Raw genomic sequence first — 23547 nt, 5'->3', positions numbered from 1 at the left:
GCCGGGCGATTCCGCCGTCATGCCCATCGGAGCCGCTGCCGACCAAGTCTCGATGTCCTCCAATCTAGCGTAGTATAGGCAAGCTGACCGTCACCACCGTGCCGCCGTGCTCGCGGCCGTCGAATTGAAGGTCGCCCTTGTGGCCCTCGATAATGCTGCGGCAGATCATCAGTCCCAGGCCCATGCCATTCTCCTTGGTCGTGACAAACGGCTGGCCCAAGCGGTCAGCGAGCTGCACGTCGATCCCGGAGCCGCGGTCCGCCACTTGCAGGCAGACCCGCTTCCCCTCGCAAAAGCAATGAAGCTCAATTTCGCCGCCGTCTGGCATCGCTTCAATCGCATTTTTGACCAGATTGATGAAGACCTGCTTTAGCTTGTTCTCCTCGCAGACCACGACCGCGACTTCGGCCGCCTCATCGGTCTCTATACGCATGCGCACGTTCATCAGGTTCGCCTGACCCTCGAGCAAGGTAACGACGCTCCGCACGAGCGGCAGCAACGGCTTCTGCTCGGGCTCGCGCGGCTTCGGGTCCGCCAGTCGAAGCAGTTCATTGACAATTTCATTGATGCGATCCACCTCGGCCAGCATAATATCCGAGTAGCGCTGCTTGTCCGCGCGCAGCAGCTGAAGGAACCCCCTCAGACTGGTCAGCGGATTGCGAATCTCATGGGCAATGCCGGCCGCCAGCATGCCGGCCATCGCCAATTGGTCGGATCCGGCAGGCTCCGGATCAGGGGGCGGCATTCGCTGCTTTTGGACCACGCTTCCCACCTGCCCCGATGCCGCGAGCGGCGCCCACGAATCATGGAAGGCGCGATAGACGCGAAGGACCGCCAGCAGCACCAGCAATCCGCCTGCGAGAGTAACGGCATGCAGCAGCCATTCCGCCGCGAACAGCAGAAGTACGCCCTGATGAAGCACAAGAAGGACGATTCCCGCCACCGCAAGGGCTTGTACAGACGGAAGACGCCGCCGCGACATTTCCACCGCATGCCGCCCCCAATCTTTCAAATTATTGTAAACCGAAAAAGACCTAACTGCCCTGTATTCAGGAGAGTTAGGCCACGAGAAGACTTCCGACATTGTAAGCAGACGGATTCCCTCATTTACCTGACAACATTGCTTATGTATAGGTTAGAACCGCCATGCGAAGGCACGCCGATGGCGACCGGGTCGCTTGTCCGCAGCGCTGCGAGGACGGCGTCGCTTCCGGTCATTGTATGATTATACCATACGCAATCGTGCAAAAAAAGGTGCGAGTTGCATTCGCTTGCGAACAATATCGCCCGCACCCTGATCCGGGGGAAGCGCTTCGGCTTACAATTCCAGCCAGTCCCCGGGCGCCAGCGCCTTGCCGTCCATGCGATGGGCGGCCAATGCTTGCACGAAGGCGTCTCCGTCCTGCTCGATCAGCGGGAAGGTATTGTAATGCACCGGCACGACTTGCTTGGCGCCGATCCATTGCGCCGCCAGCAGCGCATCCTCCGGCCCCATCGTGAAATTGTCGCCGATCGGCAAAAAAGCCAAATCGATCTGCTCGCGATCGCCGATCAGCTTCATATCGCCGAAGAGAGCCGTATCTCCCGCGTGATAAATCGTGTAACCATCGGCGCTTAGCAGCAGCCCTCCGGGCATGCCCATATAGACAATGCGTTTCTCGTCTGCCAGCTCGTAACCGGATCCGTGGAGAGCGGGCGTGAATTTGACGCGGCCAAAATCGAAGGCATGCGCGCCCCCGATATGCATCGGATGGGTGCGGCATCCCTGCCAGCCCAGCCAGACGGCCAGCTCGTTGGGGGCGACGACCAGCGCGTCGTTGGCCTTGGCGATCTGCTCCGCGTCTCCGACATGATCGTTGTGTCCGTGGGTCAGCAGTACGACATCGGCGCGTATGCTGTCCGCCGAACGGCTGGCGGCGGGATTGCCGGTCAGGAACGGGTCGATAATAATCGTATGCTGCTTCGTCTCTACCAGCACACAGCTATGTCCGAGAAAGGTTGCCTTCATAGCGCTCTCACTCCTTGATCGGGATTGCAGCGCAAAATGAAATCGCGCCTATACCCTCAGGTTACCCGGATCGATTCCGTATGAAACGACGGGCAATGATGGAGGGGCGATCGCGGCCACCGGGAGGAATGGTCTTGCGTGGTGTCGTATAGTATAAACAGAATAAAAAAGGAGTGAGGCACGGGTGAAGGATACGGCGATGGAGGATCAGCAGCTGGCGGCACGCCTGCGCCGTCTGCCCAAGGTCGAGCTGCATCTGCATCTGGACGGCGCGGTCCGTCCGCAGACGCTGCTCGCGCTGGCGGCCGCCGAGGGCAGAGCATTGCCGGCGGCCGAGCCGGAGGCCCTGCGCAGGTACATGCAGGTGGAGCCCGGCTGCAGCAGCCTGCCCGAATACTTGCGCACCTTCGATCTGGTGCTGCCGTCCATGCAGCGCGGCGCCGCGCTGGAGCGCATCGCCTGCGAGACCGTCCTGGACTGCGCCGCGGACGGCGTGCGCCACGTCGAGATTCGCTTCGCCCCGCAGCTGCACCGCAGGCAAGGGCTGTCTGTGCGTCAAGCCGCAGCGCATGTCCTCGCCGGCATGCGCCGCGGCGAAGCCGCCAGCAAGACGACGGCTAGCGCGATCGCGATCTGCATGCGGCACCACGAGACAGCTGTTAATCTCGAGGTGATCGAGGAGGCGGCCCCGCTGCTCGGACATGGACTGGCCGCGGTCGATCTGGCCGGGGACGAGACCGCTTATCCGGCGAGCCGGTTCCGCGAAGTATTCGCCGCTGCCCGCCGCCACCGGCTGCCGGTCACGATTCATGCCGGCGAGGCCGCCGGGGTCCACAATATCCGCGAGGCGATCGAGCATCTCGGCGCGTCGCGGATCGGGCACGGCGTCCGTCTGCGCGAGGATCCGGCGCTGCTGGAGCTCGTGCGCGCCCGCGGCATCGCGCTGGAGATGTGTCCGCTCAGCAATATGCAGACCGGCGCCGCCGCAAGCTGGGACCGCTACCCGTTGCGGACCTATTGGCAACAAGGCCTGCGCGTCTCCGTCAACACCGATAATCCGACCGTCTCCGGCACCACCCTGTCCGCGGAGTACGCCCGGCTGGTGCGGCAAGGCGGCCTGCCGATATCCGCGGTGCCCGAGCTGGCGCGCAACGCAATCGATGCCGCGTTCCTCTCTACTGCCAGGCGGGCGGCGCTGCACGAGGAGCTGGAACAGGCGCTTCTGGATTGGGATTGACGGGCGCGCGCGACAACGGTGGAAAAAGCGGCAGCGAGGCCGCCGCCCGCGAATCGGACGGTCCTCGCTGCCGCTTTCCAGTTCACTATACGCTCCGATTCGCCAGTCACGGCCTGTCAGACCTTGCTGCCGGAAAAGAAACGGGCCCGGCGCATTACGCGCTCGCCGCCGCCTCCAGTTCGATGGCGATCTTTACCTCGTCGCCGATCAGCACCCCGCCTGTCTCCAGCGCCGAGTTGTAGGTGAGGCCGTAGTCGCTGCGCAGGATCGCGCCCTTGGCGCTGAAGCCGACCTTGTCGTTGCCCCATGGATCCTTGCCCGAGCCCTCGTAGGTGACGACAAAGGTTTCGGTGCGCGTCAATCCATTCAGCAGCAGGTCTCCGGTGACGCGGTAGTCGCCGCTGCCGGTCGAGACGATCTGCTTGGCGGTGAACACCATTTGCGGGTTCTTCTCCACATTGAAGAAATCACCCGAACGCAAGTGATTGTCGCGATCCGCATTGCGCGTATCGATGCTGCCCAGGTCGACGCGGAACTCGATGCTCGCCGTTGTCAGATCCTCCGGATTGGCCTCGATGTCCGCCTCGAACGTATGAAACGTGCCCTTCACCCGCGCAATCATCATATGCTTGATCGAAAAATCCACGCTGCTGTGACCCGCATCCACGGCCCATTTTTGTACAGTCATGCCTTCCACTCTCCTCGTCTCAATTAAATAACTAACTATTAGTAAGTTTATATACTATATTTATTTACAGAGCAATTGTATAACGCTAAGCTTCGAATGTCAACGTAGATTTAAAAAAGACCGCCATCCGTATAAAGCCGGAAGGCGGTCTTGCTATGGAGCCGCTTCTTAGAAGCATGGTGAAAGAGTTGCCAGAGCTTTCACCATACTTTTAGACCTGATCGGTTTTAAGCCGCAGCACTTCCTCGGGATCAGCCAACACGCGGCCGTAGTAGCGCTTGCTCCGATAATTGTGGATTTCCTTGCAGGCCATCGCCATCTTTGTCAAGATTTCCTCCTGGGGCAGCGCAGCCGGCGCCCAGTACAAGATGTGCATGCGAAAGGATTCCCCTTCGTCGTTTTCGCGCTCGTAGACAATCTGATCCGCCTGCTTGAACCCGTTGCGCGCATAGAAGTTGAGCCGCCGCTGGGCGTCGTCGTTATCCGGATCCTTCGGCTCCGCCTCCAGCAGCACCAGCTTGCCTTTGGCCTTGAACCCGTCCAGTACGCGCGTGCCGATGCCCTTGCCCCGCTGCTTGGACGTGACGAGAAGATAGTCGATGAACACAAAACTGGGAAACTCCGCATACAACGTAATGTACTCCGAATTTTCTTCCTTGTGGTAGATGTCCTTGTCTGCGATCAGATCCTTCAAGTGCTGGGGGTTCTTCATCTCGTGCTCCGGGAAATAATCGCTCAGCTTGTCGTACCAGTCCATCGCTCAACCTCCCGTTTTTTTTCGCTGCTCTCTTATATTAATACCCACTCCCCATTAAAAAAACTCGCCTGCCCGTCCGCCGGCCGCGGCTTGAATGCCGGGCCCAATCCCGGTATGATGGAGGAACATCTTCACAGAGAGGACTGGACGGCTAATGGCACGCTACCCCTTCGCATACGACCGTTCGCGTCCCTACATGGAGCAGGCCGGCGAGTGGATCGCAGACGTGCTGTACGAACGGCTTCCCGCTGCCGGCTTTGAGGTGCGGGAGGAGCAGATCTATATGGCTTACCAGTTGGAGCGCGCCTTCACACAGCGCAAGACGATCTTCGCCGAAGCCGGCGTCGGCACCGGCAAGACGATCGTCTACCTCCTGTATAGCCTGTGCTACGCCCGCTACACCGGCAAGCCGGCGATCGTCGCCTGCGCGGACGAATCGCTCATCGAGCAGTTGCTCAAGCCGGGCGGAGACCTGGCCAAGCTCGAGCGGCATCTGGGTCTCTCCATCGACGCCCGCGCCGCCAAGGCGCCGGAGCAGTATCTGTGCCTGGACAAGCTGGACTATGCGCGGCTCGACGAGCAGTACGGCACGCGTTTCGAGGCGCTGCGCGAGCAGCTGCCGCCCTTCGCCCGCCAAAGCGCTACAATGCAGGCCTTCTACCCATACGGCGACCGCAAGGACTATCCCGAGCTGGACGATGCCCAGTGGGAGATGGTCAATTGGGACGCCTTTCACGACTGTCTCGCCTGTCCGCAGCGTCACCGCTGCGGTCAGACGCTCTCGCGTGCGCACACGCGCGCCGCGGCGGACCTGATCATCTGCTCGCACGACTTCTATATGGAGCATGTGTGGACGCGCGAAGCGCGGCGCCGCGAAGGCCAGCTGCCGCTGCTGCCCGAGCATGGCGCGGTCGTCTTCGACGAGGGACACCTGCTCGAAGCGGCGGCGCAAAAAGCGCTGACCTACAAGCTCAGGCACGACGTCTTCGAGGAACTGATTACTCGGCTGCTGCATGGCCGAGTACGCAAGTCATTGGCGCTGCGCGTAGACGAGACAATCGCCCAGAGCGAGACCGTGTTCGGCTGGCTGCAGTCGCAGTCCCGCCCGGTCGCGGGCTCGGAGCGGATGCAGGTGCTCGTCGACGAGCGGCTGCGCACAGAGATGAGGCGCTTCCGGGAGCTGCTGGCGGTGATCGAGGAGGAGCTGGTGTACGAGAGCGGTCTGTTCACGCTGGACGACTACCAATTGCGCATCGTCGAGGAGCATCTGGAGATGATGCAGCATGCGCTGGGGCTGTTCGAGCGGCAGGAGGAGCTGATCTGCTGGGTGTCCGGACAGGGTCCGGGCTTGTCGCTGGCGATCATGCCGATGACGGTGCGCGAGCTGCTGCAGTCGCGCGTCTTCGACCGGCCGATGCCCGTCGTCTTCTCCTCCGCGACGCTATCCGTCGAGGGCTCGTTCGACTATATGGCGCACAGCCTCGGGGTCGGCGCGAGCTATCTGAGCTTCTCCGTTCCGCCTCCCGATCCGTACGGCTCCCGCATGACGCTGGTGGCGCCGCAGTGGACAGAGCGGAGCGATCACGACCGGTCCAAGATGAAGGCCGCCGAGCGGCTGCTGATCGATGCCGGAGGGCGCACGCTGCTGCTCTTCCCCTCGCGCGAGCAGCTCGCCCGATTCCGGCAAGAGCTCATCTACTGTCCGGACTGCGCCGGACTGCTCTTCCTGTTCGAGGGCGACCGGGAGATCAGCCATCTGATCGACGCCTTCGAGCGCGACGAGTCCAGCGTGCTCTGCGCGGTCAGCCTGTGGGAAGGCCTGGACATCCCGGGCCCCTCGCTCAGCCAGGTGATTGTCTGGTCGCTGCCGTTCCCGCCCCACGATCCGGTCTTCATCGCCAAGCGATCCCGCGCGCGCGATCCCTACGCCGAGGTCGACCTGCCCTACATGCTGCTCCGGCTGCGTCAGGGCATCGGCCGACTCATTCGGTCGCGGGACGACCGCGGGACGGTGGCGATCCTGAGCGAGGAGCTGCAGGAGAGCCGCCATCCCGTACGGGCGTCGATCGAGGCCGTGCTGCCGCCCGGGGCCCGGCTGCGCTATGCGCTCGCTTAGGGCGTAAGATGACGCCCTGAGCGAGATTGCCTGCACTCCTAGTCTGTAACGACGGCAGCCGGCGCGGCGGTCCGCGCGGCTGTGCCGTAATAAAGCCGCTCGATCTCCGGCGCAGGCTGCGGACGGCTGATGTAGTAGCCCTGGACCAGATCGCAGCCGCGCTCGCGCAGCGCCGCCGCCTGCTCCGCCGTCTCCACGCCTTCGGCAATTACCCCGACGTCCATCGATTGCGCCATCGCGATGATCGCGGAGACAATGACGCCGTCCCGGGTGCCGGTGATGATGTCCTGAATGAACGACTTGTCGATTTTGATCGCGCTGACCGGCAGCTCCTTGAGATAGCTAAGCGACGAATAGCCTGTGCCGAAGTCATCGAGCGACACCTGGATGCCGAGGTTGCGCAGATCGCCGAGCTTGATTTTGACGCGTTCGATATGCTGCAGCACCACAGATTCGGTCACCTCCAGATGCAGGTAGCGCGGCTCCAGCCCGGTCTCCTCCAGCACCTCATACACGACGCCGACGATATTCGAGGCGTGCATCTGGCCGGGGGACAGATTGACCGAGACCGGGGTCACCGGGTGCCCTTCGTCCTGCCAGCGTTTGTTCTGCCGGCATGCCTCGCGCAGCGCCCACTCGCCGATCTGCACGATCAGTCCCGATTCCTCGGCCACCGGGAGGAAGGCCCCCGGTCCGAGCAGTCCGAGCCGCGGATGATGCCAGCGGATGAGCGCCTCCAGTCCGATCAATTGACCGGTGGCGAAGTTGAGCTGCGGCTGGTAATACAGCTCGAATTCGCCGCGTCCCAGCGCGAAGTACAGCTCGCTCTCCATGTCGTGCGGCGCGCTGCTCATCGACGCCTTGTACAGCATGACGCGATTTTTGCCCTTCTCCTTGGCTCTGTACATCGCCACGTCAGCGCAGCGCATCAGCTCCTCGCCGCTGTCGCCGTGCTCCGGATACAGCGCGATGCCGACGCTCGTCGTCATCCGCAAGCCCTGGCCGTCCACATAGACCGGCTCCTCCAGTAGGCGGACGAGCGTGCGTCCCGCGCTGAGCGGCTGCTCCTCGCTCCATACGTCCCGCATCAGCATTACGAACTCGTCGCCCCCCATCCGCGCGACGAACACCTCCTCCCCGAGCCCCGCCCGGAAGCGTCGTCCCACCTCCTGCAGCACCTGATCGCCGACGAGATGCCCCATCGTATCGTTGATGTTTTTGAAGCGATCAAGATCGAGAAAAAACACCGCCAGCCGTTCCTGTGCCAGCCTTGCCTGCATCAGCCATTCCTCCAGCTCCGACTTGAGGTAGCGCTGATTGGGCAGCGACGTCAGCTCGTCATAGTGCGCCAGAGAGTAATAGCTCGCCATACTCGCTTGCAATTGCCGCTTCGTCCGGCCGACGACGTAGAGCAGCGGAATCGACAGGGCGAGGAACAGCACGACATGCGCCAGCTCAGCCATCGGGTCCGCCCAGCTCCCCGGCCAGATTAGCTGGATCGCCAATCTAGTCACCACAAACACGACAATGGCGATACCGCCCCCTTCCATGAGCACCTTCCAATGCGGGCCCCGCCCGCTTGACTCCCCCATATTCCGATCCCCTTTTGTCTGATAGCGGAAAGTAACCTGACACTGCGTTTGAAAATTCTGACGATTGCCTTCATTCGTAGACCTATCGTACTATTTCTTACGTAGGACTTCAATATATTTTACATAGGACTTCAATAAATTTTGCATTCGAGGGGGAAATTTCTTGGCATTTCGGGGTATTCCTTACACAAACCTAACATTTAGAGCGTTTCATAACTATACAGGCCAAGTGCGTACGACATCAAAAAAAGAACTGCTCGCTAAACGGCTCCGCCGATCGCTGTGAAAAAGCCCCGCATCATCAGCGGGGCAGGCGGAACGAGAATCGAAGCAGCGGGTAGAGCCATCTTACGCCCGCCGGCGTCAGCGAGTCGGCGAGCAGGTGGGAGAGGTAGCCGTAGAGCGCCATCACCATCAGCCCGTCGACCTGCAGCTCGCTCTCCAGGCCGTAGCCGATCGCCGTCCATGCCGCGAGCGCCCAGACGGAGTGTGTCAGGCCGCGATGGGCGAGCCAGGGGGCCCACGCCACGAACAGTCCGAAGCCGAGCAGCCAGCCGGCCGATTCCAGCCAGCCGACGTAGAGCAGCACCGCGCCGATCAGAGAGACCAGCAGATTGCGGATGCGACCTTCGCGGGCAATGAAGCCCAGCAGCAGGAGCGACACCGCCACGACCACGAGCCAGTCCTCCACAGGCTGCTGCCGCGCATACCGATACGCCAGTCCGCCCGCGAGCAGGAGGCCAGACCAGACGACCAGCCCGCGCAGCAGCCTGGCCAGCTTGCCGAGCTTGCTGCTCAGCACGCTCGGTCCGTCCAGATCCGCCGCCAGCGCCGAGAAGGCGGCGGTGACGACATACAGCGCGGCATTGGTGGCGGTGAACGGGTAATACAAGGCGGCGCCGCAGCCGATCGCGACGCCGATCGCGAGGTGCGTCGTGCCTTTCATGAAGCCTCCCGTATAATCGAATGTATGTTCCCGTTCTATTATACTCGTCCGGCCCTCCGTCGGCAACCCTGCGGTGGCGGTGGAGACTGATTTGAAATATTAGCGGATTCTATCCGCTTCACCATACGCCAACAAACCTGACGGTTGCCACAGGTCTTATTTTCGTAAACTTAATCGAAAATCGAGTCCAAATAAGCGCTATGGCAACCACTAGATTAGAAATCACTCGAAATCGATCGAAATAAGCGCGCTGGCAACCATTAGCCTAGTAGATTCATGAAGGAACCTAAGGGTAGCATGCGGTATCAAACAAACGACCTGGCATCGCATTCCGCGATGTCAGGCCGTTTGTTTCACTGCTTCGCGCTCTTCCGCTCGAAGTGCGCGCGTTCAGCACTCGGCGCCTGTCATTTCATTCGTAAAAAAGCGCTTGTATTCCTTCGGCGACAGCTTCGCCGCAGAGCGGGGCGCGTAGTGGAACTGCAGCGCCCGACGGCGCTTGGCCGACAGATTGAACGGCGTGCCGTGCTTGAGCAGGCCGTGGAAGAACAGCAGCCCGCCGGGCTGCAGCGGCACTGCGACATCCTGCTCGACCGGGACATGCGCGTCGCATAGCTGCAGATCGCGAATCGCATAGTGCGGCACTGCGCCGTCCGCGTGCGAGCCCGGGATGATATGCATGCAGCCGTTGTCGAGCCCCGCTTCGTCCAGCGCGATCCAGACGCCGACGACGGCCTTCTGGAAGGCCAGCGGCCCGTAGGCCATATCCTGGTGCCACGGCTTCTCGCCGCCGCCGTTGGGCGGCTTGAGCAGGGCCATGTCCTGCACCAGCACCGCCTCGTCGCCCAGGATCGCCTCGACCCGCGCCAGCAGCTGCGGATCGTACGCAATCGCGCGCAGGCGGTCATCGCATTCGACGTAATCGCTTACCTTGCGCACCGCGCGTTCGCGTTCCTCGTAACTCTTGAGCTCGCTGCTCGGCTTCGTCAGTTGAATGCGCGCGCCCTTGGCATCCTCGAAGACGAGCGTGTGCAGCGCCGCCAGCGCATCGTCGATCTGCCGCTGGCTATAGGCTCCCTCGACTGCGACATAGCCGGCGCTGCGATATTGCGCGAGCGCCTTCTCGCCCCAGGCCGCCCAGCCGTCCAGCCGGTCGGCGATTTTGTCGTATCGGTACAGTCGCTGCGAGATTTCCTCTGGTGTCCACTCCGTCTCGTTTTTCCGCTGCGTTTCGTTTTGTGCCATCCGAATCACCTCGTCATTTGACGTATTTGAATGCTGATGGCTTTATCATACCGGGATTTTGCTTTAAAATAAATGCATCGGCACGCATAATGGTTTGCATTATTCTACATATACGATAGTCTCAAGGCGGCTTGCTCGCAGGAGCAGGCCGGTCGCACATCACATGACCGCACCAGACATTGCAGGTATAGTAGTGACAGTGATGTTAGGTACAATAAAGGAGGCGACAGCTCATGAAGGCGCATACCGATAGCCGCACCGCGCCCAGCAATTCGGGGCCGGCGCTCAGCGCTTTTTACGGCAAGGTACTGTGCGAAGCCACTTGGAAGTGGAATCGGCTGGACGCGCCGTTCGAGGATTGCGACCTGTGGTACGTGTGGAGCGGATGCGGCGAGGTGCAGTTGAACGGCCTCCGGCACGAGGCGCGCAGCGGAGACTGCTTTTTGTTCCGGCCGGGCGATCGGGTCGCCGCCGCGCATGATCCGGATCAGCCGCTGACGGTGACGTTCGTCCACTTCGAAGCGAACGCGTGGGCGCGCCGCCGCCTCGCAGCGCTGCCCGCCAAGGCCGCCTTTGCGCCGACCGAGCTGCACGAGCTCTACCTCGAGCGGCTCGTACGGACCCGGCTCGGCGGCGAATACGCGCACGAGCGCGAGGCGCAGCTGCTGCTGGAGCTGCTGCTGGAGCTGTATGGGCGGCAGGCGCACACCGCCGAGGAGGCGCGCGAGGAGACCCGGCGGCGGCAGAGCGAGCGGCTGATGCTCGACGCGGCGGCGCTGATCGCCCAGGACCCGGGGCATCCGTTCACGGCCGAGGAGCTGGCGGCGCGCATGCAGCTGTCGCCGCGCTATTTCGCGCTCAAGTTCAAGGAGGTGATGGGCCAGCCGCTTGGCTCCTACATCATCGCCCGGCGCATCGAGCGCGCCCGCTACCTGCTGCAGCTGGGCATGACGGTCGGCGAGACGGCCGAGGCGCTCGGCTACAGCAGCATTTATTTCTTCAGCCGCCAGTTCAAGCAGGTGACCGGCACCCCTCCCTCCGTGCTGCGGAGCTGAGCCGACAGGCTGCGGGCCGGTCTCAAGCTCCGGCCTCGCGCTCGCCGGCATGCACGAGGTCGTAGTACCGCCCACGCGCCTGCAGCAGCGACTCGTGCGAGCCGCGCTCCACGATCTGCCCGTCCTCGACCACCGCGATCTGATCGGCCCGGCGAATCGTGCCCAGCCGGTGGGCGATGACGATGTTGGTGCGGCCCTGCATGAGCCGATATAGCGCCTCCTGGATCTTGATCTCCGTCACCGTATCGACGCTGCTCGTCGCTTCGTCCAGGACGAGGATCGACGGACCGGCGAGCATCGCTCGCGCGATCGACAGCAGCTGCCGCTGCCCCTGGCTGATCCCGCCGCCGTCCTGGCCGAGCACCGTGTCGTAGCCGCGCGGCAGCTTGGCGATGAAGCCATGCGCATTGGCCAGTCTGGCCGCTTCCTCGACCTCCGCATCGGTCGCCTCCAGCCGTCCGTAGCGGATGTTCTCGCGGATCGTATCCTGGAACAGGAACACATCCTGCAGCACGAAGCCCATGTGAGACCGCAGACTATGACGCCGGATGCCGGCGATATCGCGCCCGTCGATCAGGATGCGTCCCCGATCCGGCGCATAGAAGCGCGAGATGAGCTGCACGATCGTTGACTTGCCGGCGCCGGTCGAGCCGACCAGCGCCAGCGTCTGACCCGGCGCCACGTGCAGATCGATGCCGCGCAGCGTGCGCACGCCCGGCTCGTAGCTGAAGTCGACAGCCTCGAAGACGATCTCCCCGCGCACCCGCTCCAGCTCCACCGCCGCCTGCTCGTCACCGGACTCCGGCGCCTCCTCCAGCACCTCGAACACCCGCTCCGCCCCGGCGATCGCCGCGAGGATCGTATTGAATTGATTGGCCAGATCGTTGAGCGGCCGCGTGAATTGGCGGGCGTACTCGGCGAAGGTGACGATCACGCCGATGGAGACGAGCTGCTGCATCGCCAGCAGGCCGCCGATGCCCGCGATCAGGGCGAAGCTAATGTTATTGAGCATGTTCATGAGCTTGGGAATGAAGCCGGTGTACACCTGCGCCCAATAGCCGGAGACGCGCAGGCGCGCGTTGCGCTCCGCGAAGGCCTCGATCATCGCCTGCTCCCGCGAGAAGGTCTTGACGATCTGCTGCCCGGACAGCGTCTCCTCCACGAAGCCATTGAGCTCGCCGAGGTTGCGCTGCTGCTCCCGGAAGCGCGGGCCGGTGCGACTCGTGATCCACTTCATGCCGAGCACCATCAGCGGGATGATGGTCAGCGTGATCAGCGTCAGCCACAAGCTGAGCCACAGCATCATGCCGAGCATGCCGGCAAAGGTCAGCACGCTGGTGAACACCTGGACGAACGAGGTGTTGAGCGTCTGGCTCACGTTCTCGATGTCGTTGGTGAGCCGGCTCATCAGCTCGCCGTGCTTGCGCCGCGAGAAGTAGGCGATCGGCAGTCGATGCAGCTGACGGAACAGATCCTCGCGCAGCGTCGCGACCGTGCGCTGGGCGATGCCGATCATCCAGTAATTCTGCAGCCATGTCGCGGCGGAGAAGAACACGTAATTGCCGGCCAGCAGCGCGATGAACCACAGCAGGCCCTCGCGCTCGCGCGGCACGAGGTAGGCGTCGATGGCGCGGCCGAGCAGGTACGGGCCGAGCAGGCCGAGCGCCGAGCTCAGCAGCACCATGACGAGCACGAGCGTGAGCAGCCGCTTGTGCACAGCCAGATACGACCACAGCCGGCGCAGCGTGCCGCGCCAGTCCTTGGCCCGCGCCTTCGGCCGGCCGACCTGATGCGGGGGACGGGGTCTCATGTGGCGCTCACCTCCTCTTTCATCTGAGACTCGACAATGCGCGCATACAAGGGCGAGGTCCGCAGCAGCTCCGCATGCGTGCCCGCGCCGAGCAGCCGGCCGTCGCCCAGCAACAGGATGCTGTCCGCGCGCTGCGCGGTCGCGATCTTCTGCGTGATGACGAGCGTCGTGCCGTTCAGCTCTGCGATGCCCGCCAGCAGCCTTGCCTCGGTGTGCGCGTCCAGCGCGCTGGTGCTGTCGTCGAGCAGCAGCAGCCGCGGCCGCCGCAGCAGCGCGCGCGCCACGGAGAGGCGCTGCTTCTGCCCGCCGGACAGATTGACCCCCTTCTGCCCGAGCATCGTGTCGTATTGCTGCGGCAGCCGCAGGATCGTGTCGTGAATCTGCGCGCGCCGCGCCGCCAATGCGACCTCCGCATCGGTAGCAGACGCCGCACCCCAGCGAATATTGTCGGCGACGGTGCCGCTGAACAGCAGCGACTCCTGCGGCACGTAGCCGATCGCGCCGCGCAGCGCCTCGGGCGCATAGCGCCGGATGTCGATGCCGTCGATCTCGATCCGTCCCGCGTCCGCCTCGTACAGCCGCGGGATGAGCTGGAACAGACTCGACTTGCCCGAGCCGGTCGCCCCCAGTACCGCGACTGTCGCGCCGGCGGGCACCTCGAAGGTGATCCCCTGCAGCGCGGGCTCGGCCGTATCCGGGTAGCGAAACGTCACGTCTGTGAAGGCGAGGCTGCCTGCGGTCACGCGCGGACCGCGCGGCACAGCGCCGGGCGCGGCAGTCGCATCCGGCGCGCTGGCAACTGCGCGCGAGACAGCTGCGCGCGGAGCAGCCGCGCTGGCGGCGCCGGGCGCAGCTTCGTCCTCGCGATGCTCCGGATGCTCTGCGGCAGCGTGCGCCGGGTCGCCTGGGGCTTGCGCTTCATCCGGGGCTTGCGCTTCGCCTGGTGCGTGCCCCTCGCCTGAGGCGTGCTCCACACCTGGTGCGTGCGCCTCGCCTGGGGGGCGCAGCCCAGCCTCCCCCTGCGCAGCGGCCGGCGCGCTCCCGGGCGTGGCTCCCGCATGCTCGGCGGCCGGCACCACTGCATGCCCATCCTCGACTGGCTGGGTCGCCGCCGGACTGTCGTCGCCCTCCGCCTCCAGCACCTCGGCCAGCCTGCCGCCCGAGGCGCGGGCGCGCGAGACGCCGGTCAGGATGAGCGAGATGATGGAGAAGGCGCCGGTGATGCGCAGCGTGTAGTTGATGATCGCCACCACGTCGCCGAGCTGTCCGCCGGCGCCGATCCAGGCCTGCCCGACCCAGAGGATATACAGAATGCTCAGATTCATGACGAGCAGCAGCAGCGGCAGCGTCAGCTCGACTAGCCGCAGTGCCGAGATCGTGCGCGTCATCAGGTCCTCGCTCGCCCGGGTGAAGCGGCGCGTCTCGTGGGCGGAGCGTACGAACGCCCGGATCAGACGCATGCCGACGAGATTCTCGCGCAGCACGCCGTTGGCGCCGTCGAGACCGGCCTGCACCTGCTTGAACAGGCCGAAGCCGCGGCGCATGACCCAGACCAGGAGACCGAGCAGCAGCGGCGTCACGCAGAGCGTGACCAGCGCCAGCCGGACATTGATGAGCAGCGCCATCGTCAGCCCGCCCGCCATCAGCAGCGGCGCCCGGGCCATGATGCGCAGCCCCATGAAGACGACGTTCTGCAGCTGCGTCACGTCGCTGGTCAGCCGCGTGATCAGCGATGCGGTCGGGAAGCGGTTGAAGGCGGCGTATGAGAGCGATTGTAATTTGGCGAATGCCGCCCGCCGCACATCGTGGCCGAAGCCCTGGCTCACCTGAGCCGAAAAAAACGAATTGATCATGCCCGCCGCAAAGCCGAGCAGGGCCACCCCGATCATCGCGGCGCCCCATGCCAGGACGGCGTCCCGATCGCCGGCGACGATGCCGTCGTCGATTACTTTGGCCATCAGCAGCGGGTGCACCAGCTCGACGACGAGCTCGATCAGCATCAGGGCAAGCGCCGCGGCCGCCGCCAGCCGATACGGTTTCAAAAAGACGAATAGCTTGCGCATGCGCTCCTCCGATCCGTTTAGCAAGAAATAATTTAATTATAAACAGTTTACGAAATTCTGAACAGCATTTCCCGCCAAGGGTTGAAAAATTGGCGATCATTGCCTATTCTATAACAGGCTGCCTGTTGCTGTTCGGATCCTTTCGAGCCGTTCGGGCCGCCTGTTCGCCCAATTTATTCAGTGAGGAGCGTATCGCATGCCTTCAAACCCGGAACGTCCGGAACACCCCGCTTCTGGTACCGCTTACACGGAGGTCGAAGGGCTTTCCTTTGGTCAGCGCATATGGAAGTACAAGCTGCATTATTTCATCGTTTTTCCTCCCTTGGCGCTGCTCTTTGCGCTTCAGGTGTGGCCCCTGATTATGGGCGTGTTGATTGCCCTCAAAGATTACAACCTATTCAAGGGAATCGCCGGCAGCGAGTGGGTCGGGCTGGGCAATTTTAGCGCATTGTTCGACCGCCCCGAATTCATTCGCTTGCTGGGCAATACCGTGTCGATCAATCTCAGCCACATGCTGCTCACCGGCATCGGCGCGCTTGTGCTAGCGCTGGCGCTCGCCGCCGTGCGGCCGCGCTGGCTGCGCGGCGCCTTGGAGACGCTGCTGCTGCTGCCGTTCTTCGTCCCGCTCACGGTCGTCGCGGCGCTCATGGTGTACGTGTTCTCCCCGTCGCAGGCGCCGTTCTTCGCCGTCGAGACGCCGCTGCTCTTGCAAGCGGACGCGTTCCGGAGCGCCATCGTCCTGCTGCGCACCGCGCTCGTCTGGGGCGTGCCCGTCGCGCTGGCGCTGACCGCGATCGGCATCCGGCACGCGGCCGCCGAGGCGCAGCCGCAGCTGCCCGGGGGCTATCTGCGGCTGACGCTGCTGCCGGCGCTGCGCGCCGTCGCCGCCTTCATGCTGATCCAGCTCACGCTGCTGCTGGCCGAGCCGCTCGATCTGATGCAGGTGCTCGTCAATCCCATGGTCTACGAGACGGCCGACACGCTCGGATTATATGCCTTCCGCACGGGAATCATCACCGCGGAATTCAGCATCGGCGCAGCCGCACAGGTGCTGCAGAGCGTCGTCCAGCTCGTGCTCGTCGCACTCGTCTATCTGCTGCTGCGCGGGCTGCTGCGCCGCGACCTGGTGCGCCCCCGTGCGGACGCCGGAGCGGAGGCGATCCGCGGCCGCGGAGGCGCCGCCGGCACGACGATCGGGAGCCTGATCGCGCTGCTGCCCGCCGCACTTGTCCTATTCGGCCTGTATGTGCTCTTCATCCACCCGTGGCTGGCCGGGATCGATACGGGCCCCGCTGCGCAATCGGAGCTCAGCGGCCTGCTCGGCGGCGCGATGCTGCGCTACGGCCTGCTGTATGCGCTCGCGGCCGTCCTGTTCATGGCGCTGACCGCGCTGCTGGCCTACCCGCTCACCGCCCGGCGGCTGCCCGGCCGCGCGCTCTATGTCTGCGGGCTGCTGCTGGCACTTGGACTCGGTACGCACCCGCTCGGCGAATACCTGATGCTCCGCGAGCTCACCGGACTCAGGCCGGCCGCGCTCGTGATGACCGGGCTGTTCAATCTGGCCGCGGTGTTCGTGCTCGCGGGCGTGTTCAACCGCCGCTGCGACGAGCGCAAGCGCGCCCACGAAGCGAGCGGCCGGGGCGAGCTGCACGCCTTCTTCACGCTGTTCCTGCCGCAGACGTGGCGCACGCTGCTGGCGCTCGGCGCGCTGCACTTCGTCACGCTGTGGAGCGGACTGATGCGCCCGTTGACGTTCCTGCCCGATCCCGAGCAAGCGCCGCCGATGCTGCTGCTGTATCAGAGCATCCACGGGCAGCAAGAGAGCATCTGGCCAATGCTGCAGGCCTGTATCTGGGTGAGCCTGCCGCCGCTCGTGCTGTTCCTGCTGCTGCGGCGCTGGATCGTCTCGGAGACGCTGCTCAGCCAGTGGCGGCGCTTCTAAGTTTACTCGTGATCATTACAATAATTGCGAATCGCGCCCACGCGTGTCGAATTTGACAAGCGCGGGCGCGATTTGTCATGCTAGGGCGTGTATGCCAGCCTGCTAAGGGGCAGATTCCGATTGAGGAGGCGTGTGAAGAAGATGGATTATCGGATTGAGAAGGATACGCTCGGCGAGGTTAAGGTGCCGGCGGACAAGCTATGGGCCGCCCAGACCCAGCGCAGCCTGCAGAATTTCAAGATCGGCGGCGAGACGATGCCGCTGGAGATCGTGCATATGTTCGCCGTGCTCAAAAAAAGCGCCGCTCTGGTCAACGCCAAGCTGGGCAAGCTGGACCGCCGCAAAGCCGACGCCATCGTCACCGCCTGCGACGAGATCATCGCCGGCCAGTGGGACGAGCACTTCCCGCTCGTCGTCTGGCAGACGGGCAGCGGCACGCAGTCCAATATGAACGCCAACGAGGTCGCCGCCAGCCGCGCCAATGCGCTGCTCCAGGCGCAAGGCGCGGACCTGCGCGTGCATCCCAACGACGACGTCAACATGTCGCAGAGCTCCAATGACACCTTCCCGACGGCGATGCACATGGCCGCGCTGCTGGCGGTGCACGACCGCCTCCTGCCTGCGATCGCCCGGCTCCGGGAGACCCTGCGGACCAAGAGCGAGCAGTACGCCGATCTCATCAAGATCGGCCGCACCCATCTCCAGGACGCCACGCCGCTCACGCTCGGCCAGGAGATCAGCGGCTGGGTACGGATGCTGGACAAGTCGGAGGGGATGATCCGCGCGAGCGCGGAGTCGCTGCGCGAGCTGGCGATCGGCGGCACCGCGGTCGGCACCGGCATCAATGCCCATCCGGCCTTCGGCGACGAGGTGGCCGAGCAGATCAGCACCTTCACCGGACAGCGCTTCGCCTCGGCGGCGAACAAGTTCCACGCGTTGACCAGCCACGACGAGCTCGTCTACGTGCACGGCGCGCTCAAGGCGCTGGCCGCCGATCTGATGAAGATTGCCAACGACGTGCGCTGGCTCGCCAGCGGACCGCGCTGCGGCATCGGCGAGCTGACAATTCCCGCCAACGAGCCGGGCAGCTCGATCATGCCGGGCAAGGTCAACCCGACCCAGAGCGAGGCGCTGACGATGGTCGTCTGCCAGGTCATGGGCAATGACGCGACGATCGGCTTTGCCGCCAGCCAGGGCAACTTTGAGCTGAATGTGTTCAAGCCGGTGATCATCTACAACTTCCTGCAGTCCGCGCGGCTGCTCGCCGACGCGCTGCACTCCTTCAACGACAATTGCGCGGTCGGAATCGAGCCGGACGAGGCGGCGATATCCGCCAATCTGGAGCAGTCGCTGATGCTGGTGACGGCGCTCAACCCGCATATCGGCTACGAGAATGCCGCCATGGTCGCCAAACAGGCGCACAGCGAAGGATTGACGCTCAAGGAGGCGGCGCTGCGCAGCGGGCTGCTGACGGAGGAGGAATTCGACCGGTACGTGCGCCCCGAGCAGATGGTGCGGCCGCGCGGCGACTAGCACGGCTCCGAGCAGATGCAGCGAGCCGCTTGAATCCAGGCCATCCAGAGGCGATACACGCGTGTTGCAAGAACGGGCGGCCGCCGGCGCTGCGCCTAGCGGCGCGAGGCCATCAGCTGCTCGTAGTAGGCGACGGTCTGCGGCTCGAGCCCCTCGCCCAGATCGTCGCGCATCGTCGCGGCGAAGGAGGCGTAATGCTCCTCCATCGCCTTGTAATCCCGTAGCTCGGCGCACAGGCCGAGAATCTGCCGGCACGTATCCTCGGCATACGGGTCCTTGACTTGCACCAGGATCAGCCGCTGGAGCGCCTGACGCAACCGGCCTGTACGCTGCTCGTAGTGCGCGAGCGCCGTCATGTGCTCGGTATAGAGCTGCAGAAGTTCGCGCTGCCTGGACTGGGCCCAGGCATAGTCGTAATCCTCCAGGTACTCGCCGCGGTACAGCCCGAGCAAGCGATCGATGCGGCTCCAATCGGGCTGCTCCCGCTGCGCTTCCTCACGCAGCCCCGACTCGAACAGCCGGTCATCGGTGACGATCTCGCCGCTCAGCCGGTAGCCGCTCTGCGCATATTCGATAGTCCCCGCGGGGACCTGCTCCTTGAGCATTTTGCGGATCTGATAGATCGACGTGTGCAGCAGATTGACGGCGCGCTCGTGAGGATGCTCGGGCCATAGCGTCTCGATCATACGATCCTTGGACACCCACTCTCCCTTGTGGTGCAGCAAGTAAGCAAAAAGCTCCTGCGACTTCATCGTCCGCCAGCGCAGCTTGTCTCCGCTTCCGCCCGCATCCCACAGCGCCAGCCACTTGAAGCACAGCACCTGCGGCTGCGCTGCAGCGCCGGACACCGCCTCCGCCGACTCTGCCGCCTGCGCAGCCGCCGTCTGGGCCTGCGGTTCGCGCAGGCGCGAGTAAGCGCTGATCCGGTCGAGCATTTTGGCGAACCGCGCCGGCAGCACCGGCTTCAGCAAGTAATCCAGCGCATTGAGCTCGAACGCCTCGAGCGCGTATTCGGAATAGGCGGTGACATAGACGATCCGGATACTGCCATCGAGTTGTTGGATGTATTCGCCCGCCTCCAGCCCGTTCATCTCCGGCATCCCGATATCGAGGAATACCAAGTCAACACCGTTAGCGTCCAGATAGGCGAGCCCCTCCTTGGCCGAGGTGAATTTGCCCGTCACTTCAATGCGTCCGTCGGCCCGCAGCAAGCGTTCCAGATGCTGCAGCGCCGGTTTTTCGTCGTCAATCAAGATTGCGCGCATCTTCGCGTCCCTCCCCTTGTTGCCCTCGCGTCCGCATCTGCTGCGGCGCCGCGAAGCGGACCACGGTCCCTTCGTCCGGGCGACTCTCGATCCGCAAGCCCTTGCCGTAGATCGCCAGCAGTCTGCGATGTATGTTGAGCAATCCGACGCCGGTGCCGGAGTCCGAGGCGTTGGCCCCGTCCGCGCCTTGCAGCAGCGCCGCCGCACGCTCCGGATCCATGCCGACGCCGTCGTCGGCAATCTCGACCTCGACCATCCCGCCCTGCTCGACGATCCGCACCCGGATGCGCCCGCCGTGCAGCCGCTGCAGGATGCCGTGACGCGCCGCATTCTCTACGAGCGGCTGGATGCACAGCGGCGGCAGCAGACTGCCCGGCTCCGCCTCGACGTCGAAGTCGACCTGGAGCCGCTCCTCGAAGCGCGCCTTCTCCAGCGACAGGTAGGAGCGTACCAGCTCCAGCTCCTTGTCCAGCGTCGTCAGCTGCTCTCGATTCTGAAAGTCGAAGCTGCTACGCAAATATTGGCTCAGCTCCAGCAGCAGTTCCATCGTCTGCTCCGCCTCGACCGGACAGGTCGAGATGATGGTGTTCATGGCGTTGTACAAAAAATGCGGCTTGATCTGCGCCTGCATAAAGGCCATCTCGGTCTGTACCGTCTTCTGCACCGAACGGCGCAGCGCTGCCAGCGTACCGACGCGGGCCCGCAACTCGTCGGCGTCGACCGGCTTGCCGAGAAAGTCATTGATGCCGGCGCGAAAGCCCGCCACAATATCGTCCGGACGCGTCCGTGCCGTCAGCATCAGGATCGGCAGCTCGGAGAGCCGGTAGCGCTCGCGGATCGAACGGCTCAGCTCCAGGCCGGACATGCCCGGCATCATCCAGTCCGCAATGACCAGATCGATGTCAGGACGCTCTTCGAGCGCCGCCAGGGCCCGTTCGCCGTTGTCGACGGCGATGACTTCGTAATGGGCCATGGCGAGCAGGTTGATCAGCACCTGCAGATTCACCTGATCGTCGTCGACGACCAGGATCGTCGACTCCGGCGCGATGACCGGCCCGGCCGCTTCCACGTCCTGAGCCTCCGCCAGCACCGGCACCTGCGGGGCCGGCTCGGCTGCCGCGGCGCTCTGATCCAGCCGCGGATTGACGCGCGCCTGCGCATCGGGCAGCATCGGCAGCGTGAAGGTGAAGACCGAGCCCTCACCGAGCCGCGAGCGCACGCGAATCGTGCCGCCGCCGAGCTCGACGAGCTTTTTGGTGATGCTCAGCCCGAGCCCGGTCCCGCGCAGGGCACCCGAGGTCTCGTGCTCCCGTCCGCCTTGATCGTAGCCCTTGAAGATTCCGTCCAGCTGCTCGGGCGCGATGCCGATGCCCGTGTCGGACACCGACACGGCGACCAGTCCTCCGGCCGCCCGGGCCGCCTTGACCCGGATCTCTCCCCGATGCGTGAACTTGACCGCATTGCCCAGCAGATTATACAGAATCTGCTGCAACCGGTCCTCATCGGTATGCAGCAGGGGCAGATCATCCGCCCACTCCGTATAAAAGCGCAGCTCGCGTTTGCCGCTCATCATGCCGACGACACCCAGCACCGCTTTGACGACGGCGCGCAGATCGACCGGTCTGCGCTGCAGCGTGAGCTCGCCGTTTTTGAGCTTGGAGAAGTCCAGAATATCGTTGACCAGCGCCGAGAGACGCTTGCCGGTGGAGACGATCATCGCCATCTGATTCGCCTGACGGACGCTGAGCGGACCGGCCGCCCCGGCGAGCACGGTATCGGCGATATTGATCATGCCGTGCAGCGGCGTGCGCAGCTCGTGCGAGGTATTGGCCAGGAATTCGTCCTTGAGCCCGTCCAGCGTCAGCAGCCGCTCCGAGAGATCCTCCACCTCCTGAAAGCTCGTCGCAAACCGCTGCGCGATGAGCAGCGCCTGCGCCATCACAAAAATCAGCATCTCGTAGGAGACCAGCGTCTGATCCTCCAGCAGCCCGAGCACCGTCAGCGTGCTCGCCAGGATCGACACCGCGATGCTCTGCACGCTGACGGCCAGCGGCAGCATATTGGCCGATTGCTGGCGCAGCGCGCGGACCATCACATACAGCACGTAGCCCACGGTCAGCAAGCCGACGGTCAGCACCGGGATCTCCAGATAAGAGAAAATGCGCATCGGCAGCACGAGACAGACTGCGAGCAGGCTGAGCGTCGCGAGCTTGAGCGCCGCGAGCATCTGCCGATGAATCGTCTGCGGGAAAGAAACGGCTACGTATTGCAGGAAGCCGTACCAGACGAGCGCGGAAGAATAGAACTGGAGCTTGCCGAGCAGCTCGTAAGGCATGGAAGGCACGAGCTCAGCCAACAGCTTCTCCCCGTGCGTCATGACATAGACGAGCCCCGACAAGCCCAGCAACGTCAGATAGAGCAAGCTGCGCTCCGACGACCGTAGCCGGTACAGCACGATAAAAAACAAAGCCGGAATCAAAAAACCCGCCGCCATGATCAGATCGAGCAGCAGCGCCCGGTCACGGTGACTCAGTATGGCTTGCTGATCGCCGAAGCGCAGCGGGTAGATGATGCCGCCCGAGGAATAATTGTAGTTGGAGACCTGGACGAGCAGGTCTACGGTCGGCCCTTGGACGGCTGCAAAGCCGACGTACGGCACATTGTAGGGCACCTCTGCCTCACGCCCCTCGGACGACGGCACGCCGCCGCTGCCGACCAGCACATCCCCGAGATAGACCCGATTGGCCATGCGAATATTCGAGGTGCGCACGCCGTAAATACTTGTCGCATCCTCGGGCAATTGAATGCGCAGCCGGTAAGTGCCATAGCCTTCGCCGGAAGCGCCGCGTGACGCCAGATAGCCGTTCCAACTGCCGGGCAGACGGACGAGGTCCGGCTGTGCAAGGTGGCCTCCGCCTTCGTCTGCACCTCGAAAATCCTCCGGTGTCAGCAGCCGGCCGCCATAAAACTCCCACTCTCCGCTGAGCCGAATCGTCCCGTCCTGAGCGAACTGCCACTCCGTCAGATCGAGATAGCCGCTCCTGGCTTCGGGCGAGCGGAGCTGGTCCATGACGGAAGCGCCGACCCAATAGACCGGCAGCAGCACGAGCAACACAATGCCGACGACGGCAGTCATCCATTTTTGCCTCATGATCGAACTCCCCGCAGACGCCGTGATGTCTTGAACCCATTACTTCGCGATGGAGGGAAAGAATTCCTGTTTGGACGAGCAAAATGTCGATGGACAGCAGATTTTCGGTGCCGGCCGCCTCTTACGACGAGGCCGCCGG

At 63.8% G+C, this 23547-nt stretch carries 16 protein-coding genes; 5 read left to right on the top strand and 11 right to left on the bottom strand.

Annotated elements, in window-relative coordinates:
* Positions 1–64: 64 nt before the first annotated feature.
* Positions 65–982: an ATP-binding protein gene (locus IDH44_RS17105; protein ID WP_223869775.1), complete on the bottom strand. Its 918-nt coding sequence runs from the start codon at positions 980–982 to the stop codon at positions 65–67.
* Between the two features lie 336 nt (positions 983–1318).
* Positions 1319–2008, bottom strand: a complete 690-nt coding sequence (locus IDH44_RS17100) for a metal-dependent hydrolase (RefSeq protein WP_190919729.1) — start codon at positions 2006–2008, stop codon at positions 1319–1321.
* A 184-nt stretch (positions 2009–2192) separates the two neighbouring features.
* Between IDH44_RS17100 and add the strand changes: the two genes are divergently transcribed.
* Complete coding sequence (gene add, locus IDH44_RS17095) at positions 2193–3245, top strand: adenosine deaminase (protein ID WP_190919727.1); 1053 nt, start codon at positions 2193–2195, stop codon at positions 3243–3245.
* A gap of 154 nt (positions 3246–3399) precedes the next feature.
* Here the strand turns inward: add and IDH44_RS17090 are convergent, their stop codons facing one another.
* Both IDH44_RS17090 and IDH44_RS17085 read right to left on the bottom strand, forming a co-directional pair.
* The gene (locus IDH44_RS17090) at positions 3400–3933 is read right to left on the bottom strand and encodes a YceI family protein (protein ID WP_190919725.1); all 534 of its coding nucleotides are present in this window, start codon (positions 3931–3933) and stop codon (positions 3400–3402) included.
* Between the two features lie 211 nt (positions 3934–4144).
* On the bottom strand, positions 4145–4690 hold the full coding sequence (locus tag IDH44_RS17085) for a GNAT family N-acetyltransferase (protein WP_190919723.1): 546 nt from the start codon (positions 4688–4690) through the stop codon (positions 4145–4147).
* A gap of 154 nt (positions 4691–4844) precedes the next feature.
* Here IDH44_RS17085 and IDH44_RS17080 point away from each other — a divergent pair, with 154 nt between their 5' ends.
* Complete coding sequence (locus tag IDH44_RS17080; protein ID WP_190919721.1) at positions 4845–6806, top strand: ATP-dependent DNA helicase; 1962 nt, start codon at positions 4845–4847, stop codon at positions 6804–6806.
* Between the two features lie 38 nt (positions 6807–6844).
* Here IDH44_RS17080 and IDH44_RS17075 read toward each other — a convergent pair whose 3' ends face one another.
* The 3 genes from IDH44_RS17075 to IDH44_RS17065 all read right to left on the bottom strand — a co-directional run bounded on the left by IDH44_RS17075 (position 6845) and on the right by IDH44_RS17065 (position 10589).
* Positions 6845–8398: a putative bifunctional diguanylate cyclase/phosphodiesterase gene (locus IDH44_RS17075; RefSeq protein WP_190919719.1), complete on the bottom strand. Its 1554-nt coding sequence runs from the start codon at positions 8396–8398 to the stop codon at positions 6845–6847.
* Between the two features lie 301 nt (positions 8399–8699).
* Positions 8700–9344, bottom strand: a complete 645-nt coding sequence (locus IDH44_RS17070; protein ID WP_190919717.1) for a metal-dependent hydrolase — start codon at positions 9342–9344, stop codon at positions 8700–8702.
* 390 nt (positions 9345–9734) lie between these two features.
* On the bottom strand, positions 9735–10589 hold the full coding sequence (locus IDH44_RS17065) for a phytanoyl-CoA dioxygenase family protein (protein ID WP_190919715.1): 855 nt from the start codon (positions 10587–10589) through the stop codon (positions 9735–9737).
* A gap of 233 nt (positions 10590–10822) precedes the next feature.
* Here IDH44_RS17065 and IDH44_RS17060 point away from each other — a divergent pair, with 233 nt between their 5' ends.
* Complete coding sequence (locus IDH44_RS17060) at positions 10823–11644, top strand: helix-turn-helix transcriptional regulator (RefSeq protein ID WP_190919713.1); 822 nt, start codon at positions 10823–10825, stop codon at positions 11642–11644.
* A 22-nt stretch (positions 11645–11666) separates the two neighbouring features.
* Here the strand turns inward: IDH44_RS17060 and IDH44_RS17055 are convergent, their stop codons facing one another.
* Together IDH44_RS17055 and IDH44_RS17050 are read right to left on the bottom strand one after the other, a co-directional pair.
* Positions 11667–13454 (bottom strand): ABC transporter ATP-binding protein, encoded by a 1788-nt coding sequence (locus IDH44_RS17055; protein ID WP_190919710.1) that lies wholly within the window; start codon positions 13452–13454, stop codon positions 11667–11669.
* The gene (locus tag IDH44_RS17050; protein WP_190919708.1) at positions 13451–15517 is read right to left on the bottom strand and encodes an ABC transporter ATP-binding protein; all 2067 of its coding nucleotides are present in this window, start codon (positions 15515–15517) and stop codon (positions 13451–13453) included. Before IDH44_RS17050 ends, IDH44_RS17055 begins: the two co-directional genes overlap by 4 nt.
* A 196-nt stretch (positions 15518–15713) precedes the next feature.
* Between IDH44_RS17050 and IDH44_RS17045 the strand changes: the two genes are divergently transcribed.
* Complete coding sequence (locus IDH44_RS17045; protein WP_190919706.1) at positions 15714–17459, top strand: hypothetical protein; 1746 nt, start codon at positions 15714–15716, stop codon at positions 17457–17459.
* Between the two features lie 141 nt (positions 17460–17600).
* Positions 17601–18992, top strand: a complete 1392-nt coding sequence (fumC, locus tag IDH44_RS17040) for a class II fumarate hydratase (RefSeq protein ID WP_190919705.1) — start codon at positions 17601–17603, stop codon at positions 18990–18992.
* Between the two features lie 95 nt (positions 18993–19087).
* Here fumC and IDH44_RS17035 read toward each other — a convergent pair whose 3' ends face one another.
* Together IDH44_RS17035 and IDH44_RS17030 are read right to left on the bottom strand one after the other, a co-directional pair.
* Positions 19088–20257 (bottom strand): response regulator, encoded by a 1170-nt coding sequence (locus tag IDH44_RS17035; RefSeq protein ID WP_190919703.1) that lies wholly within the window; start codon positions 20255–20257, stop codon positions 19088–19090.
* On the bottom strand, positions 20238–23408 hold the full coding sequence (locus tag IDH44_RS17030; RefSeq protein ID WP_190919701.1) for an ATP-binding protein: 3171 nt from the start codon (positions 23406–23408) through the stop codon (positions 20238–20240). Before IDH44_RS17030 ends, IDH44_RS17035 begins: the two co-directional genes overlap by 20 nt.
* Positions 23409–23547: the final 139 nt, after the last annotated feature.

The sequence above is a fragment of the Paenibacillus sabuli genome, from assembly GCF_014705605.1.
Taxonomy (GTDB): domain Bacteria; phylum Bacillota; class Bacilli; order Paenibacillales; family Paenibacillaceae; genus Paenibacillus_D; species Paenibacillus_D sabuli.
This window is presented reverse-complemented; position numbering and strand designations above follow the sequence as displayed.